This window comes from Nocardia amikacinitolerans NBRC 108937 (assembly GCF_001612615.1).
In the GTDB taxonomy this organism is placed as follows: Bacteria; Actinomycetota; Actinomycetes; order Mycobacteriales; family Mycobacteriaceae; genus Nocardia; species Nocardia amikacinitolerans.
In genome coordinates this window covers 25,230-44,454 of sequence record NZ_BDAU01000044.1, presented here as the reverse complement: position 1 = coordinate 44,454, position 19,225 = coordinate 25,230, and the positions used below count along the sequence as shown (strand labels likewise).

Below are 19,225 nucleotides of genomic sequence, written 5' to 3'. Positions count from 1 at the left end.
ACGCAACCACAGCCGGTCGACCACGCCGGAAGCCGAACCCGCCCACCCGACTGCGGGAGGTAAGCCGGGTACGGCACCCGACGCGCCCAGCACTGCTCCGGGGAGAACCTGGGTAGGCGAACCCCTTGGGCACCCGCAACATTGGGAACCATCACCCAACCCAGCGGTCCGCACCAGACCGAGCCCTAGGAACCAACGGTAGGCGCTCAGCCCGGCGAGTTAGCAGCAGTAGGTGTGGTAGTAGCCGTTCCAGCACCCAGGGGTGTACTCCCAGCGATCCGGCAGATCCGAGGCCGGGATCGACGCTCGGATACCCGCTCCGATCGCGTCGCTTCTGCCCAAAACCTGTTTCTGCTATGCGGGCGGCCGGCAACCATAACTCTGCGGCATCCGGTACCACGGGCGCGGGCCCTTCCGTGCGCAGGCGGAACATCTGATGGGCCGAGCGTCGTTCACTACCAATTTGTTGCCGAGAAACGTATGGACGATCAGCGACCTCGAGTGGCCTGCGTCAACCAAGCCTGTGAATACGAAGTCGTACATGGTCAAGCGTCTTCCGCATTCGCATTCGACCCGTTGGAGATAGTATTCGTCTTCGGCAAGCATGCCCTCTCTCAAGTCGAGGAGCCGCTCCATCCGTGCGATATCGACATCATCCGATTTTGTCGACTTCGAAACATCTCTGAGTTCGGCCACACTCGGTCCCGAGCGTTCGAATTCCTCGCGGGACAAAGAAACGACTCGATCGTAGTCAGCCATTACCGTCCTCCAAGTTCCGGGATTTCCCATGCTCGGCTGCGGTGTTCGCAGACCAAGGGTAACCGCCGTGGCTTTCGTCAGCGGGATGATCTCTGCGGTTGTCTGGTGTGTCGCGGTGCGCTGAGCTATCGGCGATGCCGGACTGTCTGCCACGATGACACCGATCGGCAGCGCGAGCGGCGGGAATTCACTTCAGCACGTAGGGCGACACCGAGCTGCGGTGCTCGCTGATGTCGAGGACCTTGCCGAGCGGAGGGAAGGCGCGCTGCGGGCAGTTGGCTCGCTCGCAGACGCGGCAGCCCGCGCCGATGGGCGTCGGCTGAACCACGTCGAGGTCGATGCCGTCGGCGTAGACGACCCGACCCGCATGGCGCAGCTCGCAGCCGAGGCCGATGGCGAAGGTCTTGCTCGGCTGGCCGTAGTGGGTGGCGCGGCGCTCCACGGTGCGGGCGACCCAGAGGTACTTGCGCCCGTCGGGCATCTGCGCGATCTGGGTCATGATCTTGCCGGGATAGGCGAACGTCTCGTACACGTTCCACAGCGGGCAGGTTCCACCGCTGGAGGAGAAGTGGAAACCGGTGGCGGACTGGCGCTTCGACATGTTGCCCGCCCGGTCGACCCGGACGAAGGAGAACGGGACGCCGCGCAACTTGGGCCGTTGCAGGGTGGACAGCCGGTGGCAGATCGTCTCGTAGCTCTGGCTGAAGAACGCCGAGAGCCGTTCGATGTCGTACCGGAAGTCCTCGGCGACCTCGTGAAAGTGCGTGTAGGGCAAGACCGTCGCCGCCGCGAAGTAGTTGGCGAGGCCGAGCATGGCCAGTTTGCGGGTGTCCTCGGACGCGAAATTGCCCTCGTCGACCAGCTTTTCGAGCAGATCGCCGCATTCGAAGTAGGCGAGCTCGGCGGCGAGCTTGAACGTGCGCTGGCCGCCGGACAGGTGCGGTGCGATCTCCAGCACCCGGGACTCGGTGTCGTAGCGGTGCAGCACACCTTCGCCCAGATCGATACGCTCCACGATCTTCACGTCGTGCGAGCGCAGCCTGCGCGCGATCTCGCTGGGCACGTCACCGCCGTGGAAGCGGATGCGGGCCGTGAGTTCTTCTGCGGCCGTGTCCAATTCGTGGATGTAGTTCTGCCGCTGATAGAAGTAGTCGCGCACTTCCTCGTGCGGCTTGCTGATGGTCGCGCTGCCCGCGCCGTCGGCGAAGCGGTCCTCGGTGGCGGCCGCGAGCTGGGCGCTGGTGTTGCGGTAGCGGTTGTGCATGGCGACCATCGCGCGGGCGATGCTCGGGTGCGCCGAGACCATGTCGGCGATCTCCTGGGTGTCGGCCTCGATGCCCAGCTCCTGATCCATGACGACCTCTTGCAACTCGGCGATGAGCCGGGTGTCGTCGGCGGAGGAGAAGAAGGTCGCGTCCACGCCGAAGACTTCGCTGATCTTCAGCAGCACCGGCACGGTGAGCGGGCGCACGTCGTGCTCGATCTGGTTCAGGTAGCTGGCCGAGATCTCCAGCTTCTGAGCGAGCGAGACCTGGCTCAGCCCCCGTTCGGTCCGCAGCTGTCGAAGCCGGGCGCCGACGTAAGTCTTGGCCATATGTCCAGTTTATGGGGCATTTCGCAGCGGTGCCAATGGGAAATTAACAGCGGAGCTGAGCTATATGTCACAGCCTCGGGTTACCGTCGAGATGTGCTGTTCTCGGAAGTCGTGCAAACGTCGGAAACCGTTCGCGCGACCAGGTCCCGAAAGACGAAGATCGCCGCGCTCGCCGAGTTGCTCGGCGCGGCCTCGCCGGAGGAACTCACGCCCGTGGTGGCGTGGGTTTCCGGTGAGCTGCGCCAAGGTCGCATCGGCACCGGATGGCGCACCCTCACCGGACTGGACGGTGGGTCGGCTTCCGTTGCGACACTGTCGGTTTCGGCGGTCGACAAGGTGTTCGACGAACTCGCCACCATCGCGGGAAAGGGCTCGGCGAACCGCCGCAAAGAACTGCTGACCGCGCTCTGGAGTGCGGCGACCTCGGCCGAGCAGTCGTTCCTGCTTCGCCTGCTCACCGGTGAGATCCGGCAGGGCGCGTTGACCGCGCTCGTCGCCGAGGCGGTCGCGGTAGCCGCCGCGGTGCCGGTCGAGCAGGTCCGGCGCGCGTACATGCTTGCCGGGCAGCTGCCCGTCACCGCCGCCGCCGCGCTCACCGGCGGTTCGGAGGCGCTCGCCGCGTTCCGGCTCGAGGTGGGCAGGCCGATCCAGCCGATGCTCGCCTCCCCTGGCTCCGCGCTCGACGAGGCGATGGGCGAGTTCGACGGCGATGTGAGTGTCGAGCACAAGCTGGACGGCGCGCGTATCCAGGTGCACCGCGACGGCGACGAGGTCCGCGTCTTCACAAGGACCCTGCGCGACATCACCTCCGGCGTGCCCGAACTGGTCCGGCTGGTGGCCGGGCTGCCGTGCCGGAGCGTCGTGCTCGACGGGGAGACGCTGGCGCTCACCGATTCCGGACGGCCGCGTCCGTTCCAGGAGACCATGAGCCGCTTCGCCGCGGTCGAGCCCGGCGACGAGGCGAGGTTGCCGCCCGGCGCGTCCGCCGGTCCGCTCGTCCCCGCGGTGAGTTCGACCAGGGAACTGCTGCTGCACCCGTACTTCTTCGACTGCCTGCACCTGGACGGCCGCGACCTGCTCGACGCCCCGCTCTCGGAACGGCGCGCCGCGCTGCTGCACGTGGCGGGCGAGCACACCATCCCCGCGCTGATCCGCCCCGACCCCGAGGCCGCCGCCGAGTACTTCGACGGCGCGCTCGCCGCCGGGCACGAGGGCGTGATGGTCAAGTCGTTGTCCGCGCCGTACGCCGCGGGCCGCCGGGGCCGCGCCTGGCTGAAGATCAAGCCGACGCACACCATGGACCTGATCGTGCTCGGCGCGGAATGGGGCTACGGCCGCCGCACCGGCTACCTGTCGAATCTGCACCTCGGCGCGCGCGATCCGGCGACCGGCGAACCGGTCATGGTCGGCAAGACCTTCAAGGGCCTCACCGACGCGCTGCTGCACTGGCAGACCGCCGAATTCCCCCGCCACGAACGCTCCCGCGACCAACACACCGTCTACCTCTGGCCCGAACTCGTCGTGGAAATCGCCCTCGACGGCGTCCAAGTCAGCCCCCGCTACCCCGGCGGCGTCGCCCTCCGCTTCGCCCGCGTCGTCCGCTACCGCCCCGACAAGACCCCCGCCGACGCCGACACCATCGACACCATCCGCGCCCTGCTGCCGTGAGCGCACGGCACGTGACTCCCTCGAGCGCCTGACCAGCTACGACGCGCCCCCCGAGCTTGCGGAGCGGCGCGGCGGCGGTGGTTCAGACTTGGGGGCCGAACGGTCCGGTGTCGGTCTGGACGGGAGCCTTTGTGCGCAGGAAACGGTGGATGTGGTCGGCGGGCATCGGTCGCGTAGGGCGGCGAGCCGTGCTGCTCGCGGTCGTGACCTCTCTCGGCGCGGCGCTGAGTCTCGCGGTGCTGCCGGGACCGGGTCCGGTGCCCGCCGGTCCGCTCCGCGAGTTGAATCACCCTTCGCGCGATCCCGCGACGGTGCTGCCGACAGAACCGGCTAGGCGCCGCCGCGCCGCGCGTTCCGGTGTTCATGTACCACGGCGCGCACGAGGTGTGGATCCCGCTGGAGGGCGCCGAGAATCTCTACGACGACTGGTGCGCGCAGGGGGTGCCGGTCCGATTCGAGGTCTATCTCGGCGAGCACATGATCGTCGGAGCCACCGGAATCCCGGGCGTGAATGCCTGGATCGACGAGCGCCTCGCGGGGAAGCCCGCGCCGAGCGGCTGCTCCAGTTTCGGACTCCCCTGACCGCACCGGGTGCCACCTCGGGCGTCCACGCTAGCGCACCCGGAAGTCTTCCCGGCAGGTGGTTACCGCATGGCAATCCGCTGGAGCGGTGCCGCACACTGGAGGCGTGACCGTCGAATTACTGGTTCTGCTGATCGTCATCGTCACGGCACTCGCTTTCGATTTCACCAACGGATTCCACGACACCGCCAACGCGATGGCGACCTCCATCGCGACGGGCGCGCTGCGGCCGCGGGTCGCGGTGGCGCTCTCGGCGGTGCTGAACCTGATCGGCGCGTTCCTGTCGGTCGAGGTGGCGGCCACGGTGGCCAAGGGCATCGTGCAGTTGGGTGCGGTGGACGGACACGATCTGCTGATCATCGTCTTGGCAGGTTTGGTCGGCGGCATTCTCTGGAACCTGTTGACCTGGCTGTTCGGCCTGCCGTCGAGTTCCTCGCACGCGCTGTTCGGCGGTCTGATCGGCGCGACCATCGCCTCCCTCGGTTGGGGCGGCGTGATCTGGGCGTCCGGTTCCGACGGCGTGCTCACCAAGATCGTGCTGCCCGCCGTGCTCGCCCCGGTGGTCGCCGCGCTGGTCTCGGCGATCGGCACCCGCGCGGTCTACCGGATCACCGCGAAATCCAACGAAGGCAAAGTCCGGGAGGGCTTCCGCTGGGGCCAGATCGGTTCGGCGTCGCTTGTCTCCCTCGCGCACGGCACCAACGACGCGCAGAAGACGATGGGCGTCATCTTCCTCGCGCTGGTCGCGCATGGAACGCTGACCAAGAACGACGAGATGCCGCTGTGGGTGATGGCGGCCTGCGCCGTGGCCATCGCCGCGGGCACCTACCTCGGCGGCTGGCGGATCATCCGCACCCTCGGCAAGGGGCTGGTCGAGATCGATTCGCCGCAGGGCCTTGCCGCCGAATCCTCCTCGGCCGCGATCATCCTGACCTCCGCGCACTTCGGCCTGCCGCTGTCCACCACCCAGACGGCCACCGGCTCCATCCTCGGCAGCGGGCTCGGCAAGGGCGCCGAGGTGCGCTGGTCGGTGATGGGACGGATGGTGGTCGCCTGGCTGCTGACGCTGCCGATGGCGGGCCTGGCCGGTGCGCTCTGCTGGGCCGTCGCGCACTTCGTCGGCGGGCTGCCCGGCGTCCTCGTGGTGTTCGGGATCCTGATCGTCCTGTCCGCGCTGATGTGGCTGCGGTCGCGGCGTAACCCCGTCGACACCACCAACGTCAACGAGTGGCCTGGCGACTCCGACACGCCGACGGCTGCTCCCGACGTTGCCAAGGCCGACCACGGACCGCGCTCGACCGACGATCCGCACGGGGACGCGGCGCGCGGCGGCGACCCGCGCAACGCCGGGCCTCCGGCGCAGGCGCATCCGCCCACCCGTTCCGCCCAGCTGTAGAGGAGCCACCGTGCACACGCTCGTCACGAACTTGAACTCCCTGTGGAAGGTGGTCGCGGTGTCCCTGGTGCTCGGCGCCGGGCTGCCGATCGTCTTCGCCTTCGGCGTGCGGCTGTGGTCCGCCGCCGATACCGTCGACGGCGAGGGCGGCGGCGCCCGCCGGAACTATCCGGCGCTGGCAGGCGCCTACGCCTGTTTCGCGCTGATCGTCGTCGCGATCGTCACCGGGATCCTCTACACGGCGAAGGCGTTTCTCGCCGCGAAGTTCGGCATCCACCTGTTCGGACAGTCCTGAAGGGCGTTGCATTGACCGATCACCCCCAAACCTCACGCCCCAAGGTCCTCGGCCGCGTCCTCGGCTGGTTGCGCGCCGGATATCCGCAGGGCATTCCGCAGTCCGACTACGTCGCCCTGTTCGCGGTCCTGCACCGCCATCTCACCGACTACGAGGTGGCCGCCGTCGCTCAGGAACTGGCGGACAGCAATCCCGACTCCGAGATCAGCCACGAGGACATCGTGGCCGCGATCGCCAGGATCGCCATGGAACAGCCGGACGAGCACGACATCGCCAGGGTCGCCGCGCATCTCGAGGCGGGCGGCTGGGCACTCGCCGAACCGCTCACCGACGACTGAATCGAAAAGCTTTCCGCGACGCCGCCTTTCCTGAAACGCCCATCATCGAGTGATTGCGGGCCGGATATCCGGACCGCGTCCCGGAGTCCGACTGTGCGGACCGGCGGCGCGCTGCGAGGGGTCGGCGCCGCCGGCCCGGCGGGTGGTGGTCAGGGCAGTGAGCCACCGTGTCGGGAAAGGGAAGTGGAGGCGTCCCGCGTGGAGCGCCGCGGGACCTTCCGTTCGTCGACGGTGTCGATCCTGAACCTTCCCGCTCGAGAACGGCGGTGACCACGCTGAGAGTCGGCTGTGAACGGCAGCCGAACAGGACTCGCGCCGTGCAGGACCCGCCGATCGGACTCGGCGCAGAAGGGGGCTGACGCCGCGCGGGAACCGCGCCGACCGGAGCGCGCGCCGAACAGCGCTCAGGGGCGGTCGAATTCGCCCGCGCGAATGCCCGCGGTGAGCGCCGCCCAGTCCGCGGGCGAGCAGTCGAGCATCGGCCGCTCGCTCGCCCGACCCCGGTATTTGCTGTCCCGGATCAGCACCCGCCCCGGCTCGAATTTGACCTGCACGCAGGCGACCGAATCGCTGGAATACGACGACTTGAACCAGCCCGTCTCGGCTGACGACACGCTGCTCATGGCGCGATGCTACCGGCCGGACGCGCCGGACATCTTGCGTTCCAGCGCCGCGAGCGATTCCTCGCGCGAAAGCGCTTGTTCGGCCAAGGCGTTCGCGAACAATGTGTTGAGATGCCGCACCGGCTCGGTGTCCTCGATGACGCCGTGGTGGACCAGTGTCTCGGTCCACGCGACATCCGGCAGCACCGACTTGTCGAAGCCGAGCAGGTGGAACGTCGCGCCGCCGAGCAAGCCGCCGCCGGTCGCCTCGAACGGAATGATCCGCAGGTCGATGGTCTCCATGTGCTCCTCGAGCAGCGCGGCCAAGTGGCGCACCTGATCGAACATGATCTCGGGACCGCCGATCTGCTGGGTCAGCGCGGCCTCGTTGACGATCGCGGTGACGCGCAACGGATCCGATCCGTGCAGGCGCCGCTGGCGGCGCAGCCGGATCTCCACCAGCCGGTCGATCTCGACCTGGCGAATCCGCGCGCGATCGTTCGCGATCAGCGCACGGGCGTAGTCGGCGGTCTGCAATAGCCCTGGGATCAGGATGCTTTCGTAGGTGCGCACGCTGTCGGCGCCGTGTTCGAGACCGTACAGGCGGCCGATCTCGTCGGAGATCAGCCCGGAGTAGCTCGTCCACCACCCGCGCTGCCTGGCGATGTCGCGAAGTTCGTGCAGCTCTTCGCGTTCGGCCGCGTCGAAGTCGAGTAGCTTCATCAGCTCGTCGAGTTTGGATTCGGCGAGGACGCGTTCCTTCTCCACTTTCGACCAGTAGGAGATGGAGAAGCCGAGCTCCTTGGCGATCGCGGACACGCTGACGTCGTTCTGCTTACGCCTCCGCCCGATACGGAGCATCAGTTCCCGACGCGCGACCGTCGGCGAGAGTGGTGCCATCGTTGGATGGTGTCCTTCCAGCTCTAGCGATGCGTGGAGATGACCGTACTCCCCGCGGTGACCGGCTCGCACAATGCCGTTTCATTTTGTCAACTTGACGCACAATGCGACGCTCACCTAGCCTCCTTGTGTCTCATGTCACATCGCGGGTGTGCTCCGGCCGGTCCCGCCCGGCGGGATCGAGGGGTGGATGTCTGTGCATGTTGTGGGTAAGTGCTGGATGGTCGGTGACCGGACGCCGCATCAGGCGCGGCGGGTCAGTGACGACACCTGGGTGGTGTCGTATCTCCGCGGCCGGATGTTCACCACCGAGCAGGCAGTCGCCGCGATGCAGGCGGCGGACACCGTCGCCTTGATGGACGATCTGGCCTCGCGGGTCGGGCTCACCGCGCTGGAGGCCATCGGCCTCGCGGTCAACGAAAGGCCTTGGGACAAGGCGCTTCCGCGTTTCGCGCGGAGCGACCGATAAGAGCGTTGTCCTGCACCACTATTCGAACAGGGGAATGCGCGGTGGAACCACTGCCATCGAAAAAGCACGTGCTCAGGGCGTTTCGCGCCAAGCCGAGCGAGGAACATCCGGTTCTGCAATCCGCCCACACGCTCGGCGAGCTGCACGTGCGGCGACTGCGCACCGAAGCCGATGCGACCGGGGAGATCGATCAGCGTCGAGTGCACCTCGTGCTCGGCATCGATCGCTGGGTCGCCACCGAGCTGCCGCCCGCGCACGGCGGCGCGCACATGCACACCGAATCCGTCGGCATGGTGATCGATCGTCTCGCCCAGTTCTCGGCCCGCGCCTTCGCTTCGCTGGTGTCGGAACCGGATTGGGTAGTGCACGACGACTGGGAGCTGCTCGCCGAATTGGCGCTCGGCTACCAGGATCTGGCGCTCGAGGTCTCGGCCGGTATTCGCAGGCTGCCCTACCTCGGCGGACCGTGCCGGTGAGGGTCGTCCGGTCGGTTCGCGAGGAGGTGGAGGAAGTGCTCGACCTCCGCGCGGACGGCGGCGCGGCCGGGCGCCAGGTACTTGCGCGGGTCGGACAGGTCGGCGTCGCGGATGACGGCGGACCGGACCGCCTCGGTCATCAGCACATTGAGCCGGGTCGCGATGTTGACCTTCGTCATACCGTGCTCGACAGCGGCGCGCAGGCCGTTGTCCGGCACCCCGGACGAGCCGTGCAGGACCAGCGGCACAGGGACTTTCGCGGCCAGCGTGGCGATCAGTTCGAGGTCGAGCTCGGCGGTTCTTGCATGCATGGCGTGTGCGGAACCGACCGCGACGGCCAGCGCGTCGACGCCCGTCGCCGCGACGAATTCGACGGCCTCGTCCGGATCCGTGCGGACGCCGGGAGCGTGCGCGCCGTCCTTGCCGCCGATCTCGCCGAGTTCGGCTTCGACGAAGACGCCGCGCTCGCGGCACCGCCGCGCGACCTTTGCGGTGGCCGCGACATTGGCGGCGTAGTCGAGCGTGGACGCGTCGAACATGACCGAACCGATGCCCAGTTCGGCAGCGGCGGTGACGAGTTCGACGGACGTGGCGTGATCGAGATGCACCGCGATGGACGCGGAGCTGTCCGCCGCGATCCGCAGGCACGCCAGCGCGAGTGGGGCCAGGGAGCCGTGATAGCGGACGGTGTTCTCCGAAATCTGCATGACCACGGGACGTTTCGCGTCCTCGGCGGCAGCGGCGATGGCCTCGGCGTGCTCCAGGGTGATCACGTTGAACGCGCCGAGGCCGCCGGGTCTCGCGGCCGCGATCAGGTCCGGTACAGGTGTCAGCGGCATGGGTTGGTCTCCGCGGTCATGGCGTGGTCTCTTCGGATTCCGGGGCGGCGAGCTTGTCGACCCGGACGGTCGGTGCGAGGCGGGTACGCAGGCAGCGGTCGATCTCACCGGCCACTGGGATGACGACGGCCGACGCCGCGGTGGCCACGGCGTCGGTGAGGATGGCCGCCCAGTCGGGCTCGGTGCGGGTGGACAGCGCCGCGATCACCGCCGCCGCGGCGGAATCGCCCGCGCCGGTGGGATTTCCGGCCAGCGGCTCGGGCAGCGTCGCGCACCACGCGCCGTCGGCCGTCACCGCGATCATGCCCTTGGCGCCGCGGGTGGCGACGACGGCTCGCACGCCGCGATCGATCAGCGGGCGGGCGGCCGCAACCACCTCCTCCGGCGTGCTCTGGGTGCTGCCGGAAAGACGCGCCAGCTCTTCGGTATTCGGCATCAGCACCACGCCGGAGACCTCCGCCGCAAGCCGCAGCGCCTCGCCGTCCACATCGCAGATGGTCGGCACCCCCGCCGCGACCGCCGATCGGGCGAGCTCGGCGGGTAGGCCGGGATCTATCCCGCCCGGCAGCGACCCAGAGACGACGAGGCCGTTGATATCGGGAAGCAGGCCCGCGACCCGGATGGCGAGTTGCTCGGCGGCGTGCGGGTTCGACACGCGGGCGCCGGGCTCCCACAGCGCGGTGGCGGTGCCGTCGCGGGACTCGCTGATCACCACCGTCCGGCGAACCCACGGCAGCGCGTGCACGAAGTCGACCGGCATCTCCAGCTCGGCGGCCGCGGCGAAGGCGTGATCGGAGAAGCCGGTCGCCCTCGCGTACTTGCCGAGCTGGTTCAGCACCCGCGTCACGTTGATGCCCTTGCCGCCGATGCGCTGCTCGACGGAGCGGACGCGGTGCGCCTGTCCCCGCTCGAATCGCTCGACCCGGTAGGTCATGTCGTACGCGGGATTCATTGTCACAGTGAGGATCACGTCAACCACTGTCCACGTCTGAGCACCCGGCGCAACTGTAGATCGTCATCGACAATCAGCAGGTCGGCGTACTGGTCGGTTCGGAGATCGCCCACGTCGGTCAGGCCGGCGGCGGCGGCTGGTACGGCGGTCGCGGCGCGCACCGCGTCGGGCAGCGGCACACCGCAGTTCCGGACCGCCCACGAAAGGCATTGCGCCAGAGTCGCCGTGCCGCCCGCGATCGACCCGTTGGGCACCCTGGCCACCCCGTCGATCACCCGGACGGCCTGCGGTCCAAGCCGGTATTCGCCGTCGGGCATGCCCGCGGCCTGCATGGCGTCGGTGATCAGCGCGACCTGCCGCGGAGCGGCGGCGAAAACCAATGCGCCGAAACCGGCGTCGACATGCACTCCATCACCGATCAGCTCGACCACCGCGTGGGCGTTGGCGGCGGCCGTCAGAGCCGCGGCGACCGGTCCCGAGTTGCGCTGGTGCAGCGGCGGCATGCCGTTGGCCAGGTGGGTCACCAGGCGCGCCGATCCGGTCGGCGCGAGCGCCTGCCGGAAGCGCGCGAAATCGGTGTCGCTGTGGCCGAGGGAGATGACCACGTCGTTGTCGGTGAGGAGTTGCGCGACCGCGTCGTAGCCGGGCAATTCCGGCGCGATGGTGCAGACGCGCAGGTGCCCGTCGGCGGCGGTCAGCAGTTCGTCGGTCAGTGCGGGGTCGGGGTCGCGCAGGTAGCGGGGGTCCTGGGCGCCGCAGCGGGCGACCGCGAGAAACGGTCCCTCCGCGTGGATTCCGCCGATCGTGCCGTCGACGGCGAGCGCGCGCAGCGTCGCGACCTGGGCGACCATGTCGGCCGCGGGACCGGTGACCACGCTGGCGAGCACCGTCGTCGATCCGCGCGAGTGGTGGAATCCGGCGGCCGCGCGCGCCTCGTCCGCGTCGACGGTGTCGAAGCGGTGGCCGAAGCCGCCGTGATTGTGGATGTCCACCAGGCCGGGGACGATCAGGCCGGAGAACTTGGGCGGCGCCGAATCCGGATGGAAGGCAAGCCATTCGGCCATCGGCCGCACCGCGACGATGCGATCGCCGTGCACGGAGACCACGCCGTCGGTCAGGTCGAACGACGCCGAGATTATTCGGCCGCGGACCTCCAGGCCGTCGGAGGTGTTGGTCATCGAGCCTCCGTCCGTTGGGCCGGACCGGTCCGGGCGCTCGCCCGAGGGTTTCGTGTTCGGCGGAATCGAGTCTCGGTCGTGGGCTCCGAGTCGCGCCGCGTGCTTCGTACTCGGCGGAATCGCGTCCTCGCCGGGAACGATGGACTCCGCCGCGCGCTCATATCAGCGCTCCGTACCTGGCGAAGAGCGTGGCACCCGCGAGCCCGGCGCGCGCACCGAATTCGCCGAGCACCACCTTCGGGACCGGCACCACGCGGAGACGCTGCTCCAGCGCTGTCTGCAAGCGCTCGCTGAGCGCGGCGCCCGCACCGGCAAGCCCGCCGCCAAGTACGACGAGTTCCGGGCAGGCCGCGTGGATGACGCCGAGCAGTCCGTCCGCGAGCGCGGCGACGGCGTCGTCCACCGCCCGCACCGCGTGGGTATCGTCCGGCAGCCGTCCGAAAACGTCTGCCGCGCTGCTCACTTCGTGGCCGGACAGCCGAGCGTAGTTGCGGGCGATGGCCGCGGCGGAGGCGAGCGTCTCCACGCAACCGACATTCCCGCAGGCACAAGGCAACCCGTCGGCGGACCGTACGGGGATGTGGCCGTACTCGCCCGCCTGTCCGAAGGCGCTGCGCACCAACCGGCCGCCGACGGACAGCGTCCCGCTGACTCCGGTGCCGAGCACGATCACCAGAACGTCGCCGTGATCGCGCCCAGCGCCGAAACGCCATTCGGCCCAACCCGCAACGGCCACATCGTGTTCGATCAACACCGGAACGCCCCAGCGCGTGGTGAAGCGATCGCCGACGTGCACATCGCGCCAGCCGACGTTGCCGCTGAAGACGGCGATCGATCGCGCGGCGTCGACGATGCCGGGCAGCAGGACAGCGGCCCGGCCGAGCCGGCCGCGCCGATCCGCGGGCAACTCGGCGAGCAAGCTGTCGCCGAGCTCGCCCATCGCCTCGAACGCCGTCTCACCGCGCGGGGTCGGTACCGTGCCCGCCGCGAGGATCGCGCCGGACGCGTCGGCGATCTCGCCTTTGATGGTGGTGCCGCCGACGTCCAAACCCAACGTGAGTGCATTCGAGCCCAAGGGCATCGCCGGTGTGTCCCGTCTCGACGTGCTTGGGCCGGGCGGCCGCGCCTCGACCGCAGGCGCGAGTGCGCTGCCGCCGACGCGATGCGTGTCCATCTCCGGGAGCGTAGTTACTCTCAGCAACCTTGTCGTCGGCGGCTCCGGGATGTGGGACTTGGGCGCGGACACGGCGGCGTACCGGTCACTGGTCCAGGACGACCGAGCGGTTCAGGCTGCGCGGATGGTCGGGGTCGAGCCCGAGGTCGGCGGCGCGCGTGACGCAGAGGCGGTGCACGCGCACCAGCTCCGCCATCGGATCGATGTCGCGGTGCTCCAAGTGGGCCCCCGTGGCGGCGACGTCGGCGGCGAAATCCGGGATCAGCGGCCCGAGCGCCCAGACCGCGCGGCCGGGCGCGGCGATGCTGATCGGCCCGTGCCGGTATTCCGTCGCGAGGTAGGACTCGGCCCAGGACTGGCAGGACTCGCGCAGCTTGAGCCCCGCCTCCTCGGCAAGCGCACCCGCGAAACCCATGCCTACGAACGTGATCTGCTCGGTCCAGCGCACCGCGGCCAGCGATTCCGCGGGGTCCTCGGCCAAGACGGCGCGCGCCTGTTCGACGACGGGGCCGAGGTCCTCGCCGAGATGCCAGCGCAGGATCGCCAATGTGGTCGTGGCGAAGCGGGTCTGCACCACGGATTCTTCGTCGACCTCGTCGATGAGAATCGGGTCGCCCAGCTCCAGCACCGGGGTGCCAGGGCTGCTGCAAATCACCGTGCGCGGGATGTGCGACGGGATCTCGCGCATCGCCGAGACCACTTCGGTGGTGGTGCCCGATCGGCAGATGACCAGGTAGCGGTCGTAGTCGCGGCCGCGCACCTGACTCGCGGGCCACGCGTCGGTCAGGCCGTGGCCCGCGTCCTCGCGTAGCGCCGCGATGGCGCGAGACATGAACAGCGAAGTACCGCAGCCGATCACGGCGACCCGTTCACCCGGCTGCGGGAGCAGGGCGCGGTGTTCGGCGGCGATCGCGGCGGCGCGCGCCCAGTCGTCGGGCTGGGTGGCGACCTCGGCGGCCAGGTGGGATGCGGGGGCGTGGTCAGCGGACGGCACGAGAACAGAATCGCGCCGATGATCGTTCATGTCAAATATCTGCGCAAAATGGTCACGTTCGATCATCATTCGCGCTAGATTCAACCGGTCGACACGTTTTGCTTCATCATCGGCGGTCGGTAGGCGCCGGGGGTGCAGATTCGAAAGGTTCGCTTCGTGAAACGACCACTCCACCGCCTGCTCACGGGCGCCGCGCTGGCCACCGGCCTCGCCGTCGCGGTCGCCTCGTGTGGCTTCGGCTCCAACGATTCCGCCGACTCCGACACCACGATCAACTTCCTCGCCCCCGTCTACAGCGACGGCGCCACCGGAACCAAGGCGCTCTGGGACGGGATCATCGCCGATTTCGAACGACAGAATCCCGGCCTGAAGGTGAATCTCCAGCTGGAGTCCTGGAACTCGATCAACGACGTGGTGCGCACCAAGCTCCAGTCGCCCTCCACCACGCCCGACATCCTGAACATCGACGCCTACGCCAGCTTCGCGGGCGACGGAATGCTGTACCCCGCAGCCGAAATCGTCTCCCCGCAGGTGCTCGCCGACATTCAGCCCGGCTTCGCGAAGAACGCCTCGCTCGACGGAACCCAGTACGCGCTACCGCTGTTCGCCTCCACCCGCACGCTGTTCTACAACACCGATCTGTTCGCGCGCGCCGGTGTCGCCGCGCCGCCCAAGACCTGGGCCGAGCTGACCGAGGCCGCGGCCAAGATTCAGGCGCTCGGCGACGGCGTCTCGGGTTACGGCCTGCCGCTCGGTAGCGAAGAAGCGCAGGGCGAGACCTCGATCTGGACCTTCGGAGCGGGCGGCGACTGGTCCAATGGCGGCGAGATCACCGTCGACACCCCGGCCAACCTGGAAGGTGTGCGCGCCATGCGCACGCTCATCGACGCCAATGCGACGCAACCGAATCCGGGCGCGACCGACCGCAAGGACGTGATCAACGCCTTCATCCAGGGCAAGGTCGGCATGATCGAGGGCTTGCCGCCCACCATCGGTCAGATCGCCGCCAAGAATCCCGAGCTGAAGTACGCGACCGCGCCGTCGCCGACCAAATCCGGCCAGCCGGTGACCCTCGGCGTCGCCGATCACCTGATGGCTTTCAAGAAGGACGGCAGGAAGACCGAGACGATCAAGAAGTTCCTCGACCACTTCTACTCCGCGAGCGTGTACGCGAATTTCGTGAAGCACGAGGGCTTCATCCCGATCACTCAGAGCGGCGCGGCCGAACTGGCGCAGGACCCGGTCACCAAGGCGTTCGCCGCGACGCTGCCCGTTGCCAAGTTCTACCCGAGCAACAATCCGAAATGGGCTGCGGCGCAGGGCGCCATCCGGCAGCAGATGGGCACCATCGCGCAGGGCGCCGACCCGGCGCAGGTACTGGCCCGCATTCAGGAAGCAGCGAAATAGCGTGCGGCGCAATGCGATGCTGAGGGCGGTCCCGTGGCTCGGGCCCGCCCTGCTGCTGATCGTGGCGATCGTCGCGTTCCCGGTCGGCTACATGCTGTGGACGAGCACCAGGGATCTCAGCGCCTACGGTCAGGACCGAGGGCCCGCCGGGCTGGCGAACTTCCGCGCTCTGTTCGACATCGGCGAACTCGGCACGGTGCTCGCGCACACGGTGGTCTGGGTGGTCAGCGTCGTGCTGATCACCCTTGTGCTCTCCGCCGGGCTCGCCCAGTTCCTGAACAAGGACTTTCCCGGACGTACCGCCGTGCGGATGGCCATCCTGGTGCCGTGGGCCGCCTCGGTGGTGATGACGACGACGATCTTCTACTACATGCTCGATCCCGACGTCGGCATCGCCAACCGGTTCCTCGTCGACATCGGGCTGCTCGAGCGCGGTTACGGGTTCACCAAGCAGCCGACGCAGGCCTTCCTCGTGGCGATCGGCGTCGCGGTGTTCGTCTCGATTCCGTTCACGACCTACACGATTCTGGCGGGGCTGCAATCGATTCCGGCCGAGATCGAGGAGGCGGGCCGGGTCGACGGCGCCGGTCCGTGGCAGCGCTACCGCTACCTCACGCTGCCGCAGTTGCGCCCGGCCATCGCCGTCGCCACCGTCATCAACATCATCAACGTGTTCAATTCGCTGCCGATCCTGCAAGTCGTCACCGGAAGCATCGCGGGCTTCTCCGCGGACACCACGACGACGTTGACGTTCAAGCTGATCCGGCAGAACCAGCAGGTCGACACCGCCGCCGCGATGAGCGTGCTGAACTTCGCGCTGATCGTGGTGATCATCGCGATCTACGTGAAACTGGTCCGGCCGACGCGGCAGGTCGACGCATGACCGCCGAGACAGAGGTGCGCGTGCCGTCCCAAAACGCCACCACCGCACCGAAAGAGGCGCCGGTACGAGCGAAGCGCCGACGTTGGGAGCTGACGGCGATCGGCGTCGTGATCGCGCTGATCTTCCTGACGCCGTTCGTCGTGATGGTGCTCGGTTCGCTGAAGAGCCGAGCCGAAATCCTGCGCATCCCACCGACCTATCTGCCGCAGACCTGGCATCCGGACAACTACGCCACGATGTGGGACACCCCAGAGACGCCGCTGCCGTTCAACATGGTCAGCACCGTCGTCATCGCGGTGAGCGCCACGGTGCTCGTGCTGCTCGTCGCCATCCCGGCCGCGTATCACACTGCGCGGCATCGCTTTCCGGGCCGCGCGGTGTTCCTCGGACTGGTGTTGATCACCCAGATGTTGCAGCCGACGGTGCTGGTGACCGGCCTGATCCGGCAGTTCTTCGCGCTGGGCATCAACGACACCTGGCTGGCCATGATCCTGGTGAACGCCGCGTTCAACCTGTCGTTCGCGGTGTGGATCCTGCACAGCTTCTTCGCCGCGATCCCGGTGGAGATCGAGGAGGCGGCCCAGCTCGACGGGCTGAACCGCTGGCAGATCCTCACCAAGGTCAGTCTGCCGCTGGTCTGGCCGGGCATCGTCACCGCGACCATCTTCACGATCGTCGCCTGCTGGAACGAGTTCGCGGCCAGCCTGGTGGTGCTGACCACGCCGGAGAATCAGCCGCTTTCGGTGGCGCTGACCAAGTTCGTCGGCCAGTACGACACCGCGTGGCAGTACGTGTTCGCGATCTCGACCGTCGGCATCGTGCCGGTGGTGATCCTGTTCGCGCTCATCGAGAAGCGCTTGGTCGCGGGACTGACCGCGGGCAGCGTGAAGTGAGGCCGCCCAGCGATATCGCCCTTCTCCGACCGCCGCTCGAGCCCCGCGAGCGGCATCCTTCGGCGGTAGCATCGATTGGTGGCACGGCAGGACGGCGCTCCCAAGGACGGCCGCAACTACGCGGGGTTGTCCAAGGAGCAGCGGGTGGCGCAGCGGCGGACCAGGTTGATCGACTCGGCCCTGGAATTGTTCGGCACCCAGGGGTACGCGACCACCTCGATCGAGCGCCTGTGCACCCTCGCGAACGTCTCCACGCGCAGCTTCTACGAGGACGTCGGCAGCCGCGAGGCCCTGCTGATCGCCCTGGTGGATCGGATCACCACGCGGGCCATCGCCCGTGCTTCGGAAGCGCTGGCGCGCACCGCGAACGAGCCGCTGTCGAGCAAGGTGGCCGCCGGTTTCCGCGCCTACCTCGAGGTGACCTGTGCCGACCGGCGGACCGCGCGGGTCTGCTACGTCGAAGTGGTCGGGGTCAGCGAGGCGGTGGAGGAATGGCGCAGAGCACAGCGCGGGCGCATCTCGTCGATGCTGATCGCCGAGGCCGAGCGCGCTGTCGAACGCGGCGAGACCAAACCGCGGCGCTTCGACCTGTTCGCGCTCGCGGTGATCGGCGCGGTGAACTCGTTGGCGCAGGAACTGGTGCAGACCACCCAGCCGGACGCGCGGATCTCGCTGGACGACATCTGCGAGGAAATCGCCTACGTGGTCAATTCCGGGCTCGCCGCGCAGTGAGTCCGCGCGCGGCTCACGTTGGCAAGCGGCGCGTGGAATCTCTACGGTTTGGCATCGTGGCTGTGGTCAGATTGTTCGCGTGCAAGCAGAAACGGCACGTCGTCCGGGTCGGGGCGGTGTGAGATGACCGGACCGACGGATCGTCCGCAGCGGTGGAACCGGCTGCTCGAGCTGCTCGCCGAATCGGGTCGGCTCTCCGTGGAGGAGGCCGCCGAGCGGCTCCAGGTGTCGCCCGCGACCGTGCGCCGAGACTTCACCGCGCTGGCCGAACAGCAGCTGGCCACCAGAACCCACGGCGGTGTCGTGGCCACCACGGTCGCCTACGACCTGCCCGCCCGCTACCGGCAGACCGGCGGCGAGGCCAAACAGCGCATCGCCGAGCACGCCGCCGCGCTGGTCGACCCGACCGCGGTGGTCGGCATGAACGGCGGCACCACCACCACGGCGGTGGCGCGGGCGCTCGCGGGTCGCACGGATTTGGCCAACTCCGGTGACGACCAGCTCACCATCGTCACCAACGCGCTCAACATCGCGGGCGAGATGGTGCTGCGCCCGCACCTGCGCACCATCTGTCTCGGCGGCGTGGCGCGCCGGGAGTCCTACGAACTGCACGGCCCACTCGCCGAGCGCGCCCTCGCCGAATTGCGTTTGGACACCTTGATTCTCGGCGTGAACGCCATCTCCGCCGAGGGCGGCGCGCAGTGCAGGCACATCGACGAGGCGGGGGTGACCACCGAGATGGTGCGCCGCTCCGGCCACGTCATGGTGGTCGCCACCTCCGACAAACTCGAACGCTCCGCCCTCGCCCGCATCTGCGGAATCGACCAGGTGCACGTCCTCGTCACCGACACCCGCGCCGACGCCTCCGCCGTCGCCGCCATCCGCGCCGCGGGCGTCCGCGTGGATTTGGTGTAGTTCCGCGAACCGGCCTGTCGAGGCGTCGACCGGCGTCACGCAACGGGGCGGCGATCCGCGGACGTGGTCGGTCGGACGCGCCCTCTCCGGCCGCCACGGGTATGGATGCCGCGGGCGCGCTCGCGGATCGGTCGGCCGTGCTCGGTCCGGCTGTCATGGGCGGGGTCGCTCGCGGGCGG

At 68.6% G+C, this 19,225-nt stretch carries 21 protein-coding genes; 12 read left to right on the top strand and 9 right to left on the bottom strand.

Annotation, left to right across the window (positions count from 1 at the left end):
* Positions 1-354 precede the first annotated feature (354 nt).
* Both NAM01S_RS37585 and ramB read right to left on the bottom strand, forming a co-directional pair.
* The gene (locus tag NAM01S_RS37585) at positions 355-759 is read right to left on the bottom strand and encodes a DUF8243 domain-containing protein (protein WP_505250005.1); all 405 of its coding nucleotides are present in this window, start codon (positions 757-759) and stop codon (positions 355-357) included.
* 187 nt (positions 760-946) lie between these two features.
* A complete protein-coding gene (gene ramB / locus NAM01S_RS28460; RefSeq protein ID WP_067791066.1) occupies positions 947-2,353 on the bottom strand; it encodes an acetate metabolism transcriptional regulator RamB in 1,407 nt (468 codons plus the stop codon).
* 93 nt (positions 2,354-2,446) lie between these two features.
* On the opposite strand from ramB, the gene NAM01S_RS28455 reads away from it, so the two are divergent.
* From NAM01S_RS28455 to NAM01S_RS28435, 5 genes are all read left to right on the top strand, one after another.
* A complete protein-coding gene (locus NAM01S_RS28455; protein ID WP_067791064.1) occupies positions 2,447-4,021 on the top strand; it encodes an ATP-dependent DNA ligase in 1,575 nt (524 codons plus the stop codon).
* Between the two features lie 285 nt (positions 4,022-4,306).
* A complete protein-coding gene (locus NAM01S_RS28450; protein ID WP_169810918.1) occupies positions 4,307-4,603 on the top strand; it encodes a lipase family protein in 297 nt (98 codons plus the stop codon).
* A gap of 106 nt (positions 4,604-4,709) precedes the next feature.
* A complete protein-coding gene (locus NAM01S_RS28445) occupies positions 4,710-5,999 on the top strand; it encodes an inorganic phosphate transporter (protein WP_084483391.1) in 1,290 nt (429 codons plus the stop codon).
* Positions 6,000-6,009: 10 nt separating this feature from the next.
* Complete coding sequence (locus NAM01S_RS28440; RefSeq protein ID WP_067791057.1) at positions 6,010-6,294, top strand: hypothetical protein; 285 nt, start codon at positions 6,010-6,012, stop codon at positions 6,292-6,294.
* A gap of 11 nt (positions 6,295-6,305) precedes the next feature.
* Positions 6,306-6,632: a DUF3349 domain-containing protein gene (locus NAM01S_RS28435; protein WP_067791055.1), complete on the top strand. Its 327-nt coding sequence runs from the start codon at positions 6,306-6,308 to the stop codon at positions 6,630-6,632.
* Between the two features lie 404 nt (positions 6,633-7,036).
* Here the strand turns inward: NAM01S_RS28435 and NAM01S_RS28430 are convergent, their stop codons facing one another.
* On the bottom strand, positions 7,037-7,255 hold the full coding sequence (locus NAM01S_RS28430) for a DUF397 domain-containing protein (protein ID WP_067791053.1): 219 nt from the start codon (positions 7,253-7,255) through the stop codon (positions 7,037-7,039).
* Positions 7,256-7,264: 9 nt separating this feature from the next.
* Positions 7,265-8,134: a helix-turn-helix domain-containing protein gene (locus NAM01S_RS28425; RefSeq protein WP_067791051.1), complete on the bottom strand. Its 870-nt coding sequence runs from the start codon at positions 8,132-8,134 to the stop codon at positions 7,265-7,267.
* Positions 8,135-8,324: 190 nt separating this feature from the next.
* Here NAM01S_RS28425 and NAM01S_RS28420 point away from each other — a divergent pair, with 190 nt between their 5' ends.
* On the top strand, positions 8,325-8,603 hold the full coding sequence (locus tag NAM01S_RS28420) for a hypothetical protein (RefSeq protein WP_067791049.1): 279 nt from the start codon (positions 8,325-8,327) through the stop codon (positions 8,601-8,603).
* 41 nt (positions 8,604-8,644) lie between these two features.
* The gene (locus tag NAM01S_RS28415; RefSeq protein ID WP_084483390.1) at positions 8,645-9,079 is read left to right on the top strand and encodes a DUF4254 domain-containing protein; all 435 of its coding nucleotides are present in this window, start codon (positions 8,645-8,647) and stop codon (positions 9,077-9,079) included.
* Here the strand turns inward: NAM01S_RS28415 and NAM01S_RS28410 are convergent.
* From NAM01S_RS28410 to NAM01S_RS28390, 5 genes are all read right to left on the bottom strand, one after another.
* A complete protein-coding gene (locus tag NAM01S_RS28410; RefSeq protein WP_067791048.1) occupies positions 9,055-9,918 on the bottom strand; it encodes a class II fructose-bisphosphate aldolase in 864 nt (287 codons plus the stop codon). The genes NAM01S_RS28415 and NAM01S_RS28410 overlap by 25 nt on opposite strands.
* A gap of 16 nt (positions 9,919-9,934) precedes the next feature.
* Positions 9,935-10,888 (bottom strand): hexose kinase, encoded by a 954-nt coding sequence (locus tag NAM01S_RS28405; protein ID WP_084483392.1) that lies wholly within the window; start codon positions 10,886-10,888, stop codon positions 9,935-9,937.
* Complete coding sequence (locus NAM01S_RS28400; protein WP_067791045.1) at positions 10,885-12,048, bottom strand: N-acetylglucosamine-6-phosphate deacetylase; 1,164 nt, start codon at positions 12,046-12,048, stop codon at positions 10,885-10,887. The genes NAM01S_RS28405 and NAM01S_RS28400 overlap by 4 nt, the downstream gene beginning before the upstream one ends.
* A gap of 157 nt (positions 12,049-12,205) precedes the next feature.
* The gene (locus NAM01S_RS28395) at positions 12,206-13,222 is read right to left on the bottom strand and encodes an ROK family protein (protein WP_157107961.1); all 1,017 of its coding nucleotides are present in this window, start codon (positions 13,220-13,222) and stop codon (positions 12,206-12,208) included.
* A gap of 85 nt (positions 13,223-13,307) precedes the next feature.
* Entirely contained in the window at positions 13,308-14,285 is a 978-nt protein-coding gene (locus tag NAM01S_RS28390) for an SIS domain-containing protein (protein WP_253799446.1), read from the bottom strand.
* 87 nt (positions 14,286-14,372) lie between these two features.
* Here NAM01S_RS28390 and NAM01S_RS28385 point away from each other — a divergent pair, with 87 nt between their 5' ends.
* The 5 genes from NAM01S_RS28385 (at position 14,373) to NAM01S_RS28365 (ending at position 19,046) form a co-directional block, all read left to right on the top strand.
* A complete protein-coding gene (locus NAM01S_RS28385) occupies positions 14,373-15,623 on the top strand; it encodes an extracellular solute-binding protein (protein ID WP_067791040.1) in 1,251 nt (416 codons plus the stop codon).
* Between the two features lie 16 nt (positions 15,624-15,639).
* On the top strand, positions 15,640-16,506 hold the full coding sequence (locus NAM01S_RS28380; RefSeq protein WP_067791086.1) for a carbohydrate ABC transporter permease: 867 nt from the start codon (positions 15,640-15,642) through the stop codon (positions 16,504-16,506).
* Positions 16,503-17,399: a carbohydrate ABC transporter permease gene (locus NAM01S_RS28375; RefSeq protein ID WP_084483389.1), complete on the top strand. Its 897-nt coding sequence runs from the start codon at positions 16,503-16,505 to the stop codon at positions 17,397-17,399. Before NAM01S_RS28380 ends, NAM01S_RS28375 begins: the two co-directional genes overlap by 4 nt.
* 78 nt (positions 17,400-17,477) lie before the next feature.
* Entirely contained in the window at positions 17,478-18,131 is a 654-nt protein-coding gene (locus NAM01S_RS28370; RefSeq protein WP_067791039.1) for a TetR/AcrR family transcriptional regulator, read from the top strand.
* A 123-nt stretch (positions 18,132-18,254) separates the two neighbouring features.
* Positions 18,255-19,046: a DeoR/GlpR family DNA-binding transcription regulator gene (locus NAM01S_RS28365; RefSeq protein WP_067791037.1), complete on the top strand. Its 792-nt coding sequence runs from the start codon at positions 18,255-18,257 to the stop codon at positions 19,044-19,046.
* Positions 19,047-19,225 lie beyond the last annotated feature (179 nt).